An 18412-nucleotide genomic window follows, 5' to 3' on the forward strand; every position below is an offset into this window, starting at 1 on the left:
CTATTTCTCTGTACACGACAAATTTCATAGGGTCCTTGTCCTATCAGGCTTTTTCTTTCTTAAAATTGCTAGCACTTTCTTAAATTCTTCTTTTTTTCCAAAACCAATCAAACGTAGAATAGCCATTTGAACATAGTCCAAACCGTAGCGAAATAAACTTACTGAAAGTCGTCCATGCTTCTTTATTTTTATCGCTTTTTTCCGATCATGTTGCCATTCACCTGTTAAATAGCACCAACAGAAACCGATAGCTAGCACTGCTATCAATTTCTTGACTCGTCTAGGGTCTGTTAAACGAGTATTTTCAAGATTGAATCCACGTCCTTTGAGACAACTAAATAACGTTTCGATTTCCCAGCGTAATGCATAATCACGAATAGCAGAAGCATTAAACATAGGAGAAACAACAAGTAAAAGCTCTCCATCTTCTAATCGTAGCGCACTAATATACAGTTTCACTCGACCAACCCAAATACGTCGTTTACGACATTCAGTTTGACCAACTTGAAGATGGCGAAATAAATCACTAATTTTATGATTCTTGGCTAAGTGATTGGTCACAATAAAGTTTTTTTAACACGTATACAGAAGTTAATGTCATTTTCAATTAACCATGTAAACCATTTCTCACCGATAAATTCTCTGTCTGCAAACACATTCACAATACGATCTTTACCAAAAATGGAGATAAAGCGTTGAATCAAAGCAATACGCTCTTTTGTATCTGAATTTCCACGTTTATTGAGCAATGTCCAAACAATAGGTATCGCTATTCCACGATAGACGATGGCTAACATCAAGATATTAATATCTCGTTTTCCCCATTTCCAATTAGTTCTATCCAAAGTTAAATCGCTTTATCCAGAGCAGGTTTATCATTGGCTTTTGCCGCTTTTACAACACTGACAGCAGCATTAATATGCTCCTGTAAAAGTTTTGTTAAAGCATTTCCCGCTTTCTCACCATAAAATGGTTTAATTGCATTGCCAATATCTGCCTGATTTTGCATTAATCTATTGGCTGTGGCTGGAAATGCAGGGGAGTCGGTTGCGTAGGCTGTAACAGCAGCATAAGTCCATTCCATATGCTGAGCCCATAACATTCGCATGGCATCCTGTAAGGCATTGGTTTTTGAATTATTACAAGCTATGGTCGTATGCTTAGTCTCATTATGAGCAAAGGTACTGGTTGATATGAGTGGCGAACTCAATAATGCGGCGAATAAAACAGGTTGAATCAACCCAGCTAAAACTTGTTTTTGTTTTGATTGGAAGTCCATGTTCATCTCCTGAACTATATTTTTGATTTAGTGATTATCGTTGGTTTTTTTAATACAAAAGCGACATATATCATCTCCTCTTTGAATACACTTTTCATGAATAATCCGACTATCGGTTAATGTTGTTATTAAAGAAATATCAAATTGACATACTTGAGGGTGATTTTTAGCCAGATCGTGATACACACAATTCACGGCTTCAATAGCGTAATCACTTTTTGAATCTTCAACTAATTGGGCATCGTATGCGAGCGTATTCATAATATTGACCGTTTTAATCAAACGACCATGAAAATTCACATCTTCAACCTGATTTTGGAGGTTTTGAGCAACTTGAGTACCGATACGTCCAAGCCATTCAGATAATTCATCCTCACCTTTCTCTAATGAAATGGTTTCCAGTAAAAAATTTGAAAATAAAGAATATTGTTTAGGGAAGAGGTCAAACCCTTTTTTCGTGAGCTGATAGAACTGGCTTGGTCGACCGCCAGAAGACAGCATTTGCCCCTTTTGGATGAACCCTGATACCTCAAGCGCAGTAAGATGCTGCCTGACAGCAGTTCTCGTAATATTTAATGTTTCAGCGAGTTGATCCATGGTCATACCAGCCTTATGTGCTTGTAATGAATGCAACAATGTTTGCTGAGTTTTACCTAGAGTCTCAATCATTACTCACCTTGTGCCATGTAAAAGAGCAGATAAATGCGGAATATAAGGTTATTCTAGCATAAAAAAATAATTATAAAACATTTGACATATAAATATTTTAAAAGTTAAATAATAGAACAAAGTTCAAAATAGGACATAAAAAATGACAACTCTACATGCGTATGCAGAACACTCATCAACATCAAAAAATTTTTGGGCTGTTGTGGTGAGCAGTCAAATTGCGGGATTAATTATGGCTGTCGTTGTAATGGCTGTTTTTACTCTCTTTTTAGGAAAAGGTCCGATTTACCCCGTACAGGTAATTGGCTCCACAATTTTTGGTGAAAGTGCCTTACACGGTTTCCATTTAGGTGCTTTTATTGCAGGGCTGGTTCTCCATCAAACTGTTGCATTATTTTGGGGAATTGTATTTTTTATAGGTCGTTTTGTATTTGATGTTGAAACAGTTAAAGCATCTATTGGACTTGGTATAGCAATCGCAATCCTAAGTATGGTCGATACTTATATTTTCGTTCCAGTCGTGATGAATGCCCTGCATGGTACTGATATTTGGAATAGAGAAGTACCTATTTTTTGGAATTGGGCAGCACATATCGTTTTTGGTTTTTCTTTTGGGTTATTTCCTAAAATTAAAAAATCAGTGTTTTCTAAATAGGCTGTTAAGAACAGGTAGGAAAAAACATGGCTATTCAGTTTGTTGCTGTATCTAAATTGCCTACAGAATATGGCGAGTTTAACATTACTGCATTTCAGGATGCGGTAACAAGAGAAGAGCATATTGCCTTATCTGTAGGCACCTGCTTTGACAAGGACACCCCTGTGCTTATTCGGGTTCATTCAGAATGCTTAACTGGAGATTCCTTTGCATCGCTAAAGTGTGATTGTGGTCCGCAATTACATGCTGCGATGAAAATGCTTCAATCAGAGGGAGGCGGTATTATTTTATATCTAAAACAAGAGGGGCGAGGAATTGGATTAACCAACAAAATTCGAGCCTATGCCCTACAAGATCAAGGGCATGATACGGTTGATGCCAACCTTTTACTAGGGTTGCCAGCCGATGCCAGAAATTATGAAATCTGTAAAATTATACTCGACCATTTTAATGTCGGAAAAGTTAGGTTAATGACAAATAACCCTCAAAAAGTAGATGCATTAAGAACAATAGGTATTGATGTGGTTGAACGAGTTCCGCTGCTTGTTGGTGTTAATGTGCATAACTTAAATTACTTACAAACCAAGAAAGAGCGGATGCAGCATATCTATAGGTTAGAAAAAATTTAATAAAAAAACCCATAAATTTATGGGTTTTTTTATTAAATTTTTATCTAAATGGAGAGCCTATAAATAATTTTTAATATTTTTCAAATAAAATTTTTATTGTTGCAAATTTAAAAATAAATTTTTAAATCGATTTTTCCATTCATCAGGTGTTGCATATAAGTGTTTTATTGCAATCATTTTATGAATGAAATTATCACAGTAGAGTGCCCATTTTTTGATTCCTTTAGCACTTTCTAGCTCAATGCAGATTTTTTTGATTTGTTCGCTTGTTAACTTATGCTGTGTAAAGATAAGAAAAGCACAAAATGCTTCATGATTTTTATTTTTGTGTATATCGATGAGATAGGAAAAACCTTTTTGATCTTTTAAGTCTAGTTTTAAGAACAATAATTTTCGTCCTTTTTCATAATCAATCCATGAAGGGTGTTTGGGTTCAGGCACAAGTTTTTTGATTTGAAGTAAATTAATACTTGCTATCATTTCACCATGCTCATTAATTGCTGAAAGGTGTTCTAATTGGGAATCAGTTTCTGATGTAAGTTGTTGGAGAGATTGGACTATATACTGAATATCATAACGTTCATCTCTGCTAGGTGGTGTATCTGTCATTTCAGATTTTTTTATCTTGTTATTTTTATTGCCATAAGGTTCATCAGATGATGTCTCGACATCTTCTGATTTATCTGAATATGAATGATTGGGTGTGTCAACTTCAATTGGATCATTGATTGGTTCATTAAAAGAATACTTCAATATACCTTGTGTATTTCCAGTTTCCACATCAGAACGCTTACGGTATTCACCACTTGTTTTTGATGGTGGTTTTTGTGTATTGATATGCTCATTTTTATTTTGACTTTTTTCACGAGGTTGAGGATTTTTATCATCAGGCTTTGAAATTGTATTGGTCAGGTCTTTGTTGACATCAATGATGTGATCATTAATAGGATCAAACTTTTTCACTCTAGTGATAAAAAAACGTGTCTTATTATCATCGAGCCATATTCCTTCTGCTTCTAGAAAAAGCTTTGTAGGGTGTGGCGGAAATACAATTGGATATCGTGTTCCTGTGCTATGCTGAAGATGATTAAACTCAGTAATCTCCATACTTCTTTGGATTTTATCAACTATCATTTGCACATGCGGATTTAAGGCTAGATTGGCAAGAAAAATAATTGCTGTCTCACCAATATCTTCATAGGGCTTTCTGATTTTTACTTTATATTCAATATTATCATTCTCAATTTCTGTTGTATAAGATTCTAAAAAGCGATTAATGATGGATTGGCTTGAAGTTCTTAATAAGAGTCCACGAATATCTTTACGATTGACGAATAAGCTATCCAAAACATGAATTGAAGAAGTGATGACTTGAGTTCCATCATTAGCATGCATTAAGCAGTGATTCACTTTCCGATATGAATCACTGGTGTATTTAGTGAAAGGATATCCCTGAAGAACATAATCAACTTTGTTGGGGAGAAAATAGTTCTTCAATGGGATGTAGTAATCTGATGTATTGGGGATTCTATCTGTAAGTTTTATATTTTTAGGCTTTTTATTGGTGAAGTCGAAAGAAAATCGTTTTGTGACAAACTTTCCTGAAAATCTATAAGTTTGATTGGTCAGAACATTTCCATCCCAAATGCTACCATGTTGAACAGCATCAAGATCAAGTACTGGAACTAGGAATGTGGAACACCTATCTAAAAATAACCATTGGTCACTCTTTCTAATTTCTATTAATAACACTTCAACAAAAGGATTAGTTGAGTCGTTATCTTCGTTTCGGACAAGTCCACCATATCGATAAACTACTCGACTAATATTGTCATTCGGAAAGCAGTCAATAGTCGTTATTTTTTCATTATTAACAGGCATGTATTTTTACAAAAAGAAGAATTAAAGCATATAGATAATATACTTTTTATTCTTGCTCTAGTTTATTTGTGTAAACTCTGATTTATTTGTGGAACTGACAACCACCACCAACCAATGCGATTGCGGAAGCTGTATGGTGTGGGGAGCGAAAAGGACGTTGCCCAAACTGATGTTGCATATTGGCTATCGAATAAATACTGGCAACTTCTAAATTTTCCTGAGCATTCAATGACGGTAAAATACTGGGCAATCTTGAAGCTAAAAGCGTCTTACCTGTGCCGGGTGGGCCTTTAAATAGAATCGAATGACCACCTGCTGCGGCAATCTCCAAAGCACGTCTCGGGCGTAGTTGTCCTTTAACATCAACCAAATCAAATTTGTACTGCTGTGATGGCATGGTTTTTTGCACAATGGCGGCTTCAATCTTTTGTGAACTTAAGAAATGCTCACAGACTTGTTTTAAGTGGTTTGCTGCAAAAACTTGAAATTCAGGTAATTGAGCCGCTTCTTCCGCATTTTCCTTAGGGAGCATCAGTTGATGTTTTGCCATCTGGCATGCCATGGCAATGGTCAGCGTTCCTGTTGTAGGACGCAAGTGACCATCCAATGCAAGCTCACCAATAAACTCGAAATCATCTGTGACATTCTCAGGAAGTTGCCCTGTGGCGATCAGTATTCCCAAAGCAATGGGTAAATCTAATCGTGAGCCATCTTTGGGTAGATCTGCGGGAGCAAGATTGATGGTTAAGCGCTTGGTTGGAAATTGATAACCACTGTTGATAATCGCTGAACGGACACGATCTTTACTTTCACGAACAGCTGCTTCAGCGAGTCCAACAATTGTTAAAGAAGGTAGTCCTGCACTGACATGGACTTCTACTTCAATTAAGGGTGCATGTAGCCCAAGCAGGCCCCGAGTATAAATTTTTGCAAAAGACATTATTATTTTCCAATTTGCTTTATTTTTAATCGTTTTATTGTTCTTTTTGCACTAATAATGTGCAAATGTTGTTAGCTATTCTTTTGAATTAACACTTCAAGTGCTTTGACTTGCTGCTGTAACTCATTAAGACGCAAATTGGCATTATTTAGTGCAGTTTTTTGACGCTCAATTTCGTCTTTGGAAACGATATCCATTTTGGTTACAGTTTCATTGAGTAATGCACGTAAATTATGTTCTAAATCTTTTTTAGGTTGATCGACTTGTTCTAAAATTGCTTGTAATAATGTTTCAATCATGAGAAATCCGATAGTGTTATAGTCTGTGGCGAGTGTAACACCTCTTATTTTTTTTTGCTTTAGGAATAGTTATTTCAAGGGTCAAAAAACGATAAAGAACAATAAATACCATGCAGTACGCGCTAATTTAAATATAACAAAAGCATGTCGTTGTATTACTTTTTTTTAGATTTATAACAACCTAAAAAAAGTGTGAGAAGTCATTCAAAACAAAAAAATATGCATAATTTTTCAGTTTTTTGAGGCTCAAACTTCACCTATATGGATAGAATAGGTTATAAAGGCAATGCATGTTAATCCGATGAGCATCCCCAACCGCTAGGAAGATTGGCATGAAAATTGAACATAAAACCTTACTGGTGAAATAAGCCGAAGGAAAACAATATGAAACTCGTAACTGCAATCGTAAAACCGTTTAAATTAGATGACGTGCGTGAAGCATTGTCTGAAATTGGCGTTCAAGGGATCACCGTAACAGAAGTAAAAGGTTTTGGTCGTCAAAAAGGCCATACTGAACTGTACCGTGGTGCTGAATATGTTGTTGATTTCTTACCTAAAGTGAAAATTGAAATTGCAATTAGTGATGACATGGTGGATTCAGTGATTGAATCAATTACACGTGTTGCTAGCACTGGAAAAATTGGTGACGGAAAAATTTTCGTAACGAATTTAGAGCAAGTCATCCGTATTCGTACAGGTGAAACAGGTCCAGACGCTGTTTAATTTGGCACGAAGTTTGCTGGTTATGTATATCGATACATAATTTACAAAATTAGGTTGGGGGATACGAATGAAAAAAATGCTATTAGCGCTCAGCCTGTCTGGCGCACTTCTTGGTGGATCAGTTGCGTGGGCAGAAGAAACTGTAGCTGAGCCTACGACAACAGCAGTTGCTGCGAGTGATGCGTTAGCAACTGAAACAATCGCCGCTCCAGAGGCTACACCTGCACCGACTGCTGCAGTAGAAGAAGAAAAACCAAAAGCTGATACAGGTGATACGGCTTGGATCTTAGTGTCCACTGCACTTGTTTTACTCATGACGATTCCAGGTCTAGCATTATTTTACGGTGGTATGGTTCGTAAGAAGAACGTGCTTAGTACTATGGCGCATAGCTTTTCGGCAGCTGCTATCGTCAGTATTGTTTGGGTAGTGATCGGTTATTCACTGGCTTTCGGTGAGGGTAATGCCTTTATTGGTAGCTTAGACAAAGTCATGCTTTCAGGAATAACCACGGATGCTTTGAGTGGTACGATTCCTGAGATTCTATTTGTTATTTTCCAAATGACTTTTGCAATTATTACTGTGGCAATCATCAGTGGTTCTGTTGCAGACCGTATGAAGTTTAGTGCTTGGATTGCTTTCATCACCGTTTGGGTCATCGTAGTTTATGCTCCGATTGCACATTGGGTGTGGGGCGGTGGTTGGTTAATGAATGATGGTGCGCTTGATTTTGCTGGGGGTACAGTTGTTCATATCAACTCAGGTGTTGCAGGTTTAGTTGCTGCATATCTGTTAGGTAAACGTATGGGCCTAGGCAAAGAGTCTATGGCACCACATAACTTAGCACTTACAGTTCTTGGTGCAAGCCTTGTTTGGGTTGGCTGGTTTGGTTTCAATGGTGGTTCAGCTCTTGGTGCAAATGGATCAGCAGCATATGCATTGGTTACAACTCAAGTTGCAGCGGCAGCGGCAGCAATTTCTTGGTTAATTGTTGAGAAAGTTGTTCGAGGCAAAGGCTCTGTATTAGGTGCAGCATCTGGTGCAGTAGCAGGTTTGGTGGTCATTACTCCAGCAGCAGGTTTTGTTACTGTAGGCGGTGCGTTGATCATGGGCTTAATCGGTGGTGTGGTTTGTTTCTGGGGTATTTCAGGACTTAAACGTATTCTGAAAGCAGATGATTCTTTAGATGCTTTTGGTCTACATGGTGTGGGTGGTATTGTTGGTGCAATCTTAACGGCTGTCTTTGCAAGTGAATTCATCATGGGTGATAAAGCACCAACAGATATGATGCATCAATTGTGGGTACAAGTTGAAGGTGTATTGGCAACGATTGCATATTCAGCAGTTGCGACATTCATCCTACTCAAAATCATCGATGTTGTGATTGGAATCCGTGTTGAATCTGACGATGAGCGTATGGGTCTAGATTTGAGCCAACATGGTGAACGTATTGAGTAATACAATATTGTATAATTTAAAACAATAACTATATATTGTGTAAAACAGCCCGAATGGGCTGTTTTTTTTCCATATCTTGCGAAAGGCTCAACAAAAACCAGTTTTTTTGCTACACTAGCTGAAATCACGAATTTTGTTCAATTAAACCACTATGCATTGTCCATTTTGCAACGCCGCTGATAGTAAAGTTATCGATTCTCGCTTAGCAGCAGAAGGCTGCCAGATTCGTCGACGCCGTGAGTGTATTAATTGTGGTGAGCGTTTCACCACTTTTGAAAGTTATGAAGTGGTGATGCCACGTGTAACCAAATCAGATGGTAAAAATGAACCATTTGATGAAGCAAAACTACGTCGTTCTTTAATGCATGCTTTACAAAAAAGACCTGTGACTCAAGAGCAGATTGAAACTGTATTGAGTGATATTCAATTGCAAATCCGCCGTTTAGGTGAACGAGATGTTCGTTCAAGAACCATTGGTGAGATTGTCATGCAAGCTTTATTTGCTTTAGACCATGTTGCTTATGTGCGTTTTGCATCGGTTTATCAAGATTTCCAAGATGTAGAAGCATTCAGACATCAAATTGAGCAAATGCAACATCGTGAGCAAGACCATTAATTTATTTTTGCAAATTATTTATTAGGAATGCTATGTCTGAGTTAAGTCAGCATGTGGAGCTTGTAGAGTCTCATTCGGATCAATTTTGGATGCGTCAAGCAATTGCTGAAGCTGAGAAAGCGATTTATCGAACCCGTCCTAATCCTGCTGTGGGTTGCGTGATTGTGAAAGAGGGTGTGATTGTTGGGCGTGGTGCAACGGCTCCAGTCGGTGGTCCACACGCTGAAGTTTTTGCGATGCGAGAAGCTGGAGAACAAGCGCGTGGTGCAACAGCTTATGTCACGCTTGAACCTTGCGCACATTATGGGCGTACGCCACCTTGTGCAAAGGGATTGGTTGAAGCTGGAGTTGCAAAGGTCGTGATTGCCTGTGCAGATCCAAATCCTTTAGTTGCAGGCAAGGGTGTACAAATACTGCAAGACGCTGGTATTGAAGTGATTACAAATGTTTGTACGGCTGAAGCTGAAGTGCAAAATAAAGGCTTTTTAAAAGCCATGGCAACGGGCATGCCTTATGTGCGTTTAAAAGTTGCATCGAGTTTAGATGGTCGTACTGCAATGGCTTCGGGTGAGTCTAAATGGATCACGGGTACAGAAGCACGACAGGATGTGCAACATTGGCGAGCAATTTCAGGGGCTGTGATTACAGGTATTGATACCGTTTTGGCAGATGATCCTCAATTAAATGTACGTGCTTTGCCAAATATTGAGCTTGAAAATATTGTTCAGCCAAAACGCATTATTTTGGATCGTCAAGGACGTTTGCCTTTAACTGCACAGATTTTACAGCAACCTGAAACAGTGATGGTCATGGGACCATTTCGTCAGGAACTTGCGGATTTAGGCGTGGTACAATTAGCTGTGCAGTCTTTAAAAGATTTGCTTGCGACTTTAAAAGATTTTCAAATTTATGATGTGTTGGTTGAAGCAGGTGCAACATTATCGACTGCATTTTTGCAGGAAAGCTTAGTTGATGAAATGATCAACTATGTCGCACCCACTTTTTTAGGACAATCAGCACGTGCCATGTTCAATGCAAAATTTGAGTTTATGGCACAACAACTTCGTTTTAAGCTTATTGACGTCATCCAAATGGGTGATGATATCCGTTTAAGACTCATCCCTTCACAAGAGTCAGTATGAATTCAGAGTCACCATCATCGGTTTATCACAAGCGTCGCCATGCTGCACGTACAACAGATGAATATCTTTTTCATCAGCTTGTTCCTTATTTGGGAAACAAGCGTCGTTTGTTACATCTGATTCTTGAAGCACTTGAAATTACAGGGACATTAAATACAGGCAGTAAGCGTGCCCCCATTTTTGCAGATTTTTTTGCAGGAAGTGGTGTGGTTTCTCGCTTAGCGCGCCAAAATGGTTATCGCGTGATTGCCAATGATTGGGAGCCGTATAGCCATGCATTGAATCATGCCATTCTTGCATGTACAGATGCGCCTGCATTTAAAGAACTCGGTGGCTATCAAAAAGCCATCGATTACTTAAATCGTTTACCTGAAGTTAAGGGCTGGGTGACGCATAATCTTTGTCCACGCAATGATGAAATTTACGATCCTGCTCGTGATCGTTTGTTCTTCAAACGTCGTAACGGCATGCGTATCGATGCAATTCGTCAGCAAATTGCGACATGGCAAGCGCAGGGCGCAATCGATGATGTAGAAATGAGTGCCTTACTTGCACCATTGCTTTATTCAGCCAGTTTTGTCAGTAATACCAGTGGTGTATTTAAAAGTTTTCATCATGGTTGGGGTGGAAAAACCCAGACAGCTTTAGAGCGTATTGAGTCTTTATTATGGCTTACCCCGAGTCGTTTTAGTGAAGTGGGTGACAATAAGCAAAAGACACCAATGGCTGAAATGTGGTGTGTAGATTCACAGCATCTGGCCAATCAAATGAATGGCTTTGAGGTTGATGTGGCTTATTTAGACCCACCATACAATCAACATGCTTATAGTAGTAATTATCATGTACTCAACTCTTTAACGCTTTGGGATCAAGTTGATTTACCGACGCCTGATACTAAAGGTTTTAAAAGTGGAATTGATCGAGCGTGGCGAAAAGAGCGTCCAAGTCCATATAATTCATCCAAGCATGCGCAAGAAGCGTATGAGAAATTATTGGAAACTATCAATGCACGCTATATCTTGACTAGCTATTCAACAGATGGAAATATTGAAGCCAAAGACTTATTGGCTGCCAACCTAAAGCGGGGCAAAGTGACGTTACTGACTCAGGATGTGCCACGTTATCGAGTGAGTAAACAACGTCAATCTGAACGTGCACGTGTACTTGAATTTATTGTGATTACCGATACACATGCGAAATCTGGCCCTCCTTTACGTCAGTTATTAGGGCAGCTTTATCATTTCGCAGAATTGGGCGGCGTTGATACTTCTGGGGTCAGCACTCAGTTGGTGCTTTGGTAAAACCCTTTAAAAAAGACAATATGACACAATATACGAGATAGAGAATGGGTTTGAATTGCTCATTCATTGAGGCAGTAGGATAAAAATATGTTCACAGGCATTATTGAAAGTTTAGGAAAGGTAGAAAGTTTGCAAAGTGTCGGTGGCGACGTACGTTTACGTATTCATACCGATTTAGATATGTCTGATGTCCATTTGGGTGACTCGATCGCCACCAATGGTATTTGCCTCACTGTGATTGAATGGGGGGATCACTGGTATGCGGCCGATGTTTCTCGTGAAAGTTTAAATCGAACCACTTTAGAAAATTGGAAAGTGGGGCAGCCAGTGAATGTAGAAAAAGCCATGCTACCCACGACACGCTTTGGTGGACATATTGTGAGTGGCCATGTCGATGCTGTCGGTGAAATTACTGTTGTTCGTTCAGATGCTCGCTCAATTTATTATGAAGTGACAGCACCAGCCGAGATTGCTAAATATTTGGCTGAAAAAGGCTCTGTGACAGTCGATGGTATCAGCCTGACGATTAACCATTTACGTGGCAACATTCTCAGTCTGAACTTGATCCCACACACGGCTGAACGTACCAATATTGGTACATGGAAAGTTGGTTCTAAAGTCAATTTAGAAGTGGATGTATTGGCACGTTATATCGAGCGCTTATTGTTAGGTGATAAAGCATCTGAACAAAAAGCTGAATCAAAGTTGAGCATGGAGTTCTTGGCTGCCAATGGCTTTTTAAAGTAAAATATGCTCAGTCTATGAAGAAAAGCCTAATTTATTTAGGCTTTTTTATATTTATATCGTTAAATTAGACTAATATATTACAAATGCTTCATCGAAGAGAGTTGAGTATTGCTTGATTTTTTACTGCATTTAGAACAATTACTGCCCACGTTACTAGAAAATTATGGGCTTTGGATTTATGCGATTCTGTTTTTGATTATTTTTGCAGAAACAGGTTCTGTATTTATGTTTTTTTTACCTGGTGACAGTTTACTGATCGCTATTGGTGCTTTGTGCTCTACAGCTGAGTCTGTGCATTTACATTATATGGGGGTACTTTTATTTATTGCCTCTGTATTAGGCTATATCGTCAATTATTATACAGGTCGTGTTTTAGGTTTTAAGTTTTTCCATGCACACTCTCGTTGGTTTAAACCTGAATACATCAAGAAAACCAATCACTATTTCGTAAAGCATGGTGGAAAAACCATTCTTGTAGCACGATTTGTTCCTTTCGTGCGTTCTTTTGCTCCATTTGCAGCAGGCGCAGGGCATATGAAAATGCCTGTATTTATGTTGTATAACATCTTAGGCGGTTGGATTTGGATTGCCTTACTACTTGGAATGGGTTACGGGGCAGGTAACTTGCTGTCTTTATTGATTGCTTCGTTTTGATATTTTTTTATGAGCATGTTGTGTTGTGACGATGGTTTTACTATTTATGGTTAATAGATTCATTTAAAAAAGCCCTGATGGGCTTTTTTTGCTTAATGAACTAATTTTTGATAATGGTCAGTGAGGTTTGATCAAATTTAGACTTGGCTTTTTCAGCACAAGCGAGTGAAAACAGTCCTTTCTTTGATTCATGTGTCAGAAATACAGAAATTGATTGAAAATCAGCACGGCTAATCAATAAATCTTGTACCGATACTGTCCACTTTTCCCCTGAATGAAGTTGCGCAATTCGGTTTGAAATTTGGCTTAACAGATCCATTTTATTTATCCTGATTGATGCAATAGAAATTTTGTGATGAGCACAAAATTGATCACTTAAATTATTTTACCCGCATTACATGGACGGTTGCATTGCATCGTCTAGCAATATGACTATTTTGTGACATCAATATTGCATTAGCATGACAAATAAAAAATTTTCAGGACGAAACTGTGGAAGTTTTACTATTTCTCAGCTGAAAAATTTGAGTTGGAGAGAATGTACTCAATTTCTTCTTTGGCTGCCGTTTCTAATTTAGAGCGGAACGCTTTTACCGTTTGCTCAATCAGTGTTTCAGCTTCCAGTTCAAGTCTTAAACGAACACTTTCTAACTCAGAAGTAATTTGAGCTTCATCCACTCTAAATTGACCGCTAGCATAGTCAATTGCGGATATATCTGGATTTTTTGTATATTTTTGGCTGTATTCAGAAATTTCAACATCAATATGTTGTCGTAGATTTTGCAATGTAAGCTGTTGATCTTCAAATTGTTGAATTTCATCTTGCTGTAATTGTTGATTATAAGCATCTTGTTGTGCACGTTTTTCAGCTAGTGCTTTTTCCAATGCCAATTGTTTACGAATACGTGCTTCTTCAATGAGTTGGGCTTTTAAATCGGCATATGCTTGTTCAACTTGCAGTTGTGCAATTTGCATTTGACGTTGGTCATTATTGAGCCAATTTTGTATATCTGTTACAGGGCTTAAAAGGTCACAGATGCGATTGAGGTCATCGACAAAAGTTTGGCGCACAGCTTCAGGCGTATCCAACCAACGCTTTTTAAAATCTTGACCGACATTTAATGTCACCACGCATCTCCTTTGTTTTTAGATGTGAATATCAATAAATTAGAGTTTGAAGGTTTGAGGTGTAATGCCCATTCGTCGATACGCTTTGTACTTTTCACGACCAATTTGCTTTGCAGACTCATCATTTTCAACAATTTCTATAATGTGACTAAATTGTGTCACTTGTTCAAGGGGTTGATTGTTAAAATTAAACACAATCCATTCAACTGTACTTGATCCTGCTTGTGCTACGGGTAGTTGTGCTGAAATACAAATAGGAGCATGCGTTTGGTCAATGCCGTGAGCTAAAAAGCTTATTGGATCAAAGCTCCATAAACGGTCATCGAGTTGTTGCTGTAATTCAGGATCTGGGCAATGCAGCCAAATTTTAGCTGCATTTCGTAAAATTTTACGACATAAACGACAGGCACTTTCGACCTGCCGTTCAGGGCTTTTTTCAAACAGATAAAAGCTAATTTTAGCCATTTGATTGCGCACGTTGAGCAATAAATTGCATTAACAATGGAACTGGACGACCTGTTGCACCTTTATTTGCACCTGAGTTCCAAGCTGTGCCTGCAATATCTAAATGTGCCCAACGGTAATCACGTGTAAAACGCTGTAAGAAACATGCTGCTGTAACTGCACCAGCTTTTGGGCCACCAATATTGGCAATGTCTGCGAATGGTGTATCAAGTTGTTCTTGATAATCCTCATATACAGGCATACGCCATACACGGTCAAAAGAAGTATGACCTGCTGCAATAATTTCTTCAGCTAATTCATCATCTGGTGTGAATAATCCAGAAACAATTGAACCTAAGGCAATCACACATGCACCTGTTAAGGTTGCTACATCAATCACCAAGGCTGGATTGAAGCGTTTGATATAAGTCAAAGTATCGCACAGCACTAAACGGCCTTCTGCATCTGTATTTAAAATCTCAACAGTTTGCCCACTCATTGTTGTGACAATATCGCCCGGACGCGTTGCATGACCTGAAGGCATATTTTCTGCTGCAGCAATTGCACCCACAACGTGAATTGGCAATTTTGCTTCACAGAGTGCGCGGATCGTACCCAACACTGAGGCTGCGCCACACATATCGAATTTCATTTCGTCCATGCCTGCGCCTGGTTTTAATGAAATACCACCAGTATCAAAGGTAACGCCTTTACCGACAAGGACAATCGGTGCTTGATCTGTATTGGCTTGATATTCTAGTGTGACAATACGACCCGGGCGATCAGAACCTTTGCTTACTGCAAGGAAAGCATTCATACCCAAGTCAGCAAGTTGTTGCTCTTCAAGTACTGTAACTTTTAATAAGTCAGGGAATTCGGCAGCTAAGGCATGCGCTTGTTCAGCCAAATATTCTGGGAAACAAATATTGCCCGGACAGTTCCCAAGATCACGTGCTAAATTTTGTCCGTTTTGGACTGCTTCAACAAAGCTTAATTGCTCATTGGTCAATGTTGATTGATTTGCAATAAATTCAACACTTTCTAAACTAAATTCATTTTTCTTTGACTTAAACTCATCGTAACCATAAGCCACTTGAGTAATACTTAAAGCAAATAAATAATGTAACTCAACAGGAAGTGCAGAGATATCAATACTGATTTGTTTGGATTTTTTTTGTGAAGCTTTGATAATCGTTTGTGCGATTTTTGCTAATTTCGCTGCTTTTATTTCAGAAGCTTTATCGATACCCACCAAAGTACATTGCGTAATTTGAGTCAGTTTTCCGATAAGTGGTAAAGTCTCATTAAAACTTGCTTTGAACTCTGTTGCTTCAATTAATGAGTTTAAGTCATTGATTTTATATGTTTCTTGAGCTATTTGTGGGTTTTCAGAATCCACCAAAATAAACAACGATTGGCTAGACGTAGGCGTTGAAAACGATGGGTTTATTGTAAGTTTCATATGCTGTATTTGTACCTTTTAAACGTTTCAATTCATTAAACCATTGAACCACTTCCAATGATAGAATTTCAATGTGGTTTTATATTTTTAACTTCGGGTAAACTAGTACTACTTCACGATTTACTCTTATTTGGAAGATTAATTTGATTATTCGACGTTATCTCGTCAGGCAAGTGGTTTCAACTTCACTGGTTGTTGTTGCGCTATTAACACTCATTATGATGGGTGGACGTTTGATCAAGTATTTTGGCGTGGCAGCGCAAGGGCGTTTAGATGCCAGTATCCTGTTTAGTATCATTGGTTATCGCTTACCTGAATTTTTAACATTAATTCTTCCTCTAGGTTTTTTTATTGGGTTAATGCTGGTTTTTGGTCGTTTGTATGTCGACCATGAAATGGCTGTGTTCAATAGTAGTGGTTTGAGCCGTATTCAATTGGCTCGGTTGCTCATTCCACTGACCGTGATTTATTTATTTGTACAAACGATTTTGATGGTTTGGTTATCGCCTTGGGGACTGCGTCAGTACGAGCAACTGGTGTCAACGCAAGCAGTTCGTACGGGATTTGATCTGGTTCGACCCAAAGAGTTTATTTCCTCAGGCGCATATACCATCTATGCAGGCTCTTTATCCGAAGACCGTAAAAATTTAAAAGATATTTTCTTTTATCAGCGTGCTGAAAAAGAAGGTAAACCTGATGTCATGATTTTGGCAAAAGAAGCGACACGCGTTGAAATTGCCAATGAAACGGCTAGTATTGTCGATTTAATCCAAGGGCGCCGTTATGAAATTTATCCTGGTACGCCAAAGTATAGCCAAGCAGAGTTTCAATCTTATCGCTTGCGTTTAGAAAGTGATAAAGAGGCGAAATTTGAAAGTGGTGAAGTGGAAGCCTTACCGATTGGGAAACTGCTCGCAGTTAAAAATGATCCAGTGATTGAGAGTGAATTGGGATGGCGTATTTTTGTACCATTTTCAATGATTGTTGCACTCATGCTTGCAACAGCACTGTGTGAGGTGAGCCCTCGACAAGGTCGTTATTTAAAGCTATTTCCAGCCTTATTAATTTTTGCCAGCTTAATTGTGGCATTGATGGCGATTAAAACCCGAGTTAGTAAAGCAGAGATTGGGATGTGGGCTTATCCTGCAGTGCTTTTGGTCTATGCCATTGCCGCTGCTTTATTCTCTAGAAAGCAGAAATTAGCACCTAAGATTAAGAAGCAGATTCAGCGAGTGAGGTCATAATGTTAGCACGTAGAATTGTCGCCAAGCATGTGACGAAAACCACTGCACTTGCAATGTTAGGTGCAACAGCTGTGTTATCGGTCTTGCAAATTTTGTTTACTTACTTGGGTGAGTTAGGTGATTTAAAAGAAGGCTATACCGCTTGGAATGCGTTGCAATACGTCTTGTGGGGTGCACCACGCTATCTCTATGAGATTCTTCCTATTTCTGCATTAATTGGGGCTGTGCTTGGTTTAGGTTCAATGGCATCCAATAGTGAACTCATCGTGATGCGTGCATCAGGGATTAGTCTATGGCGAATTGTGGGTTGGGTGATGCGCTCAGCCATGCTTTTGGTTGTATTGTCTTTTGTACTGAGTGAGTTTGTGGTTCCTTATACCAATGAACATGCCAAAAGTATTAAAAGTCATCGCAGTGTGGCCGCTTTGGGTGAAGTCAAAGGCTATTGGACACGTGAAGGGCAACGTTTTATTTACATTGACTATGCCAATTCACAAGGGACATTAAAAGAAGTTCAAGTGATTGATTTCGACGAAAACTATCGTATGAAATCTTTATTAAACTCTGAACAAGGCAAGTTTGTCCAAGATGGGCAATGGAATTTACAGAACAGTACTCAAGTGAACTTGCTTGTGAATGGTCAGGCTCAGGTCGCAAAAACCAATCAACAGGATTTAGCACTGGCGTTACAACCGAAATATGTGCATATGGTGACGATTGATCCTGAAGATTTAGCACCTAGCCAGTTGATTAGTTTCATGAAATACATGCATGAATATAGTCAAGTTCCGAAAACCTATTTACTGGCTTTTTGGAAAAATGTTGGATCGCCATTTGCATTATTGGCTTTGGTGCTGATTGCGTGTTCATTTATTTTTGGACCATTACGTCAACAATCTATGGGTTTCCGTTTGGTGATCGCGCTGTTTGTTGGCCTTGGTTTTTATTATTTACAAGACTTCTTGGGTTATGCAAGTTTGGTTTATGCACCATCACCTGCATGGTTCGTATTTTTACCGATTGTACTCATGTTTGGTGCGGGAAGTTATTTGCTCTACAGAGCGCGCTAGTCGATTTTTAAATAGGTTAGGTTGAGATAAATCAGAAATTCAGATCATCAACATCAATGTTTGTCATGGTCTG

At 38.7% G+C, this 18412-nt stretch carries 19 protein-coding genes and 2 pseudogenes; 11 read left to right on the plus strand and 10 right to left on the minus strand.

Annotation, left to right across the window (positions count from 1 at the left end; all coding sequences use genetic code 11):
• Positions 1-24 precede the first annotated feature (24 nt).
• The 3 genes and pseudogenes from ACY45D_RS01185 to ACY45D_RS01195 form a co-directional block, all read right to left on the minus strand.
• Positions 25-851: pseudogene (locus ACY45D_RS01185) on the minus strand (IS4-like element ISAba33 family transposase); the annotation flags it as partial.
• Entirely contained in the window at positions 848-1279 is a 432-nt protein-coding gene (locus tag ACY45D_RS01190) for a hypothetical protein (protein WP_463108101.1), read from the minus strand. The pseudogene ACY45D_RS01185 and the gene ACY45D_RS01190, both read right to left, overlap by 4 nt.
• A 27-nt stretch (positions 1280-1306) precedes the next feature.
• A complete protein-coding gene (locus tag ACY45D_RS01195; protein WP_463108102.1) occupies positions 1307-1948 on the minus strand; it encodes a helix-turn-helix transcriptional regulator in 642 nt (213 codons plus the stop codon).
• Between the two features lie 142 nt (positions 1949-2090).
• Here ACY45D_RS01195 and ACY45D_RS01200 point away from each other — a divergent pair, with 142 nt between their 5' ends.
• Positions 2091-2603 carry a hypothetical protein gene (locus ACY45D_RS01200; protein WP_463108103.1) on the plus strand — a complete coding sequence of 171 codons (513 nt, stop codon included), beginning with the start codon at positions 2091-2093 and terminating at the stop codon, positions 2601-2603.
• A 26-nt stretch (positions 2604-2629) separates the two neighbouring features.
• Positions 2630-3232, plus strand: coding sequence for a GTP cyclohydrolase II (gene ribA, locus ACY45D_RS01205; protein ID WP_463108104.1), 603 nt, complete (start codon positions 2630-2632; stop codon positions 3230-3232).
• 93 nt (positions 3233-3325) lie between these two features.
• On the opposite strand, the gene ACY45D_RS01210 is transcribed toward ribA, so the two are convergent.
• The 3 genes and pseudogenes from ACY45D_RS01210 to ACY45D_RS01220 form a co-directional block, all read right to left on the minus strand.
• Entirely contained in the window at positions 3326-5113 is a 1788-nt protein-coding gene (locus ACY45D_RS01210) for a hypothetical protein (protein WP_463108105.1), read from the minus strand.
• A gap of 100 nt (positions 5114-5213) precedes the next feature.
• Positions 5214-6053, minus strand: a pseudogene (locus ACY45D_RS01215) (YifB family Mg chelatase-like AAA ATPase); the annotation flags it as partial.
• A gap of 71 nt (positions 6054-6124) precedes the next feature.
• The gene (locus ACY45D_RS01220; RefSeq protein ID WP_463108106.1) at positions 6125-6352 is read right to left on the minus strand and encodes an accessory factor UbiK family protein; all 228 of its coding nucleotides are present in this window, start codon (positions 6350-6352) and stop codon (positions 6125-6127) included.
• Positions 6353-6736: 384 nt separating this feature from the next.
• On the opposite strand from ACY45D_RS01220, the gene glnK reads away from it, so the two are divergent.
• From glnK to ACY45D_RS01255, 7 genes are all read left to right on the plus strand, one after another.
• Complete coding sequence (gene glnK / locus ACY45D_RS01225) at positions 6737-7075, plus strand: P-II family nitrogen regulator (RefSeq protein WP_004868205.1); 339 nt, start codon at positions 6737-6739, stop codon at positions 7073-7075.
• Between the two features lie 67 nt (positions 7076-7142).
• Entirely contained in the window at positions 7143-8531 is a 1389-nt protein-coding gene (locus tag ACY45D_RS01230; protein ID WP_463108107.1) for an ammonium transporter, read from the plus strand.
• A 151-nt stretch (positions 8532-8682) separates the two neighbouring features.
• Positions 8683-9147, plus strand: a complete 465-nt coding sequence (gene nrdR, locus ACY45D_RS01235) for a transcriptional regulator NrdR (protein ID WP_089605218.1) — start codon at positions 8683-8685, stop codon at positions 9145-9147.
• Positions 9148-9179: 32 nt separating this feature from the next.
• Positions 9180-10289, plus strand: a complete 1110-nt coding sequence (gene ribD / locus ACY45D_RS01240; RefSeq protein ID WP_463108108.1) for a bifunctional diaminohydroxyphosphoribosylaminopyrimidine deaminase/5-amino-6-(5-phosphoribosylamino)uracil reductase RibD — start codon at positions 9180-9182, stop codon at positions 10287-10289.
• Positions 10286-11590, plus strand: coding sequence for a DNA adenine methylase (locus ACY45D_RS01245; RefSeq protein WP_463108109.1), 1305 nt, complete (start codon positions 10286-10288; stop codon positions 11588-11590). The genes ribD and ACY45D_RS01245 overlap by 4 nt, the downstream gene beginning before the upstream one ends.
• An 87-nt stretch (positions 11591-11677) precedes the next feature.
• Positions 11678-12337, plus strand: coding sequence for a riboflavin synthase (locus tag ACY45D_RS01250; protein WP_463108110.1), 660 nt, complete (start codon positions 11678-11680; stop codon positions 12335-12337).
• A gap of 108 nt (positions 12338-12445) precedes the next feature.
• Complete coding sequence (locus tag ACY45D_RS01255) at positions 12446-12991, plus strand: VTT domain-containing protein (protein WP_463108111.1); 546 nt, start codon at positions 12446-12448, stop codon at positions 12989-12991.
• Between the two features lie 100 nt (positions 12992-13091).
• Here the strand turns inward: ACY45D_RS01255 and ACY45D_RS01260 are convergent, their stop codons facing one another.
• The 4 genes from ACY45D_RS01260 to ACY45D_RS01275 all read right to left on the minus strand — a co-directional run bounded on the left by ACY45D_RS01260 (position 13092) and on the right by ACY45D_RS01275 (position 16025).
• Positions 13092-13310 carry a hypothetical protein gene (locus tag ACY45D_RS01260; protein WP_463108112.1) on the minus strand — a complete coding sequence of 73 codons (219 nt, stop codon included), beginning with the start codon at positions 13308-13310 and terminating at the stop codon, positions 13092-13094.
• Positions 13311-13495: 185 nt separating this feature from the next.
• Positions 13496-14119 (minus strand): cell division protein BlhA, encoded by a 624-nt coding sequence (gene blhA, locus ACY45D_RS01265; RefSeq protein WP_463109394.1) that lies wholly within the window; start codon positions 14117-14119, stop codon positions 13496-13498.
• A gap of 39 nt (positions 14120-14158) precedes the next feature.
• Complete coding sequence (locus ACY45D_RS01270) at positions 14159-14584, minus strand: DNA polymerase III subunit chi (protein ID WP_463108113.1); 426 nt, start codon at positions 14582-14584, stop codon at positions 14159-14161.
• Positions 14577-16025, minus strand: coding sequence for a leucyl aminopeptidase (locus ACY45D_RS01275; protein WP_463108114.1), 1449 nt, complete (start codon positions 16023-16025; stop codon positions 14577-14579). Before ACY45D_RS01275 ends, ACY45D_RS01270 begins: the two co-directional genes overlap by 8 nt.
• Before the next feature lie 143 nt (positions 16026-16168).
• On the opposite strand from ACY45D_RS01275, the gene lptF reads away from it, so the two are divergent.
• Both lptF and lptG read left to right on the plus strand, forming a co-directional pair.
• On the plus strand, positions 16169-17269 hold the full coding sequence (gene lptF / locus ACY45D_RS01280; protein ID WP_463108115.1) for an LPS export ABC transporter permease LptF: 1101 nt from the start codon (positions 16169-16171) through the stop codon (positions 17267-17269).
• Entirely contained in the window at positions 17269-18339 is a 1071-nt protein-coding gene (lptG, locus tag ACY45D_RS01285; RefSeq protein WP_463108116.1) for an LPS export ABC transporter permease LptG, read from the plus strand. Before lptF ends, lptG begins: the two co-directional genes overlap by 1 nt.
• The last annotated feature ends 73 nt before the right edge of the window (positions 18340-18412 follow it).

The organism is Acinetobacter sp. BZX-2 (assembly GCF_055179795.1).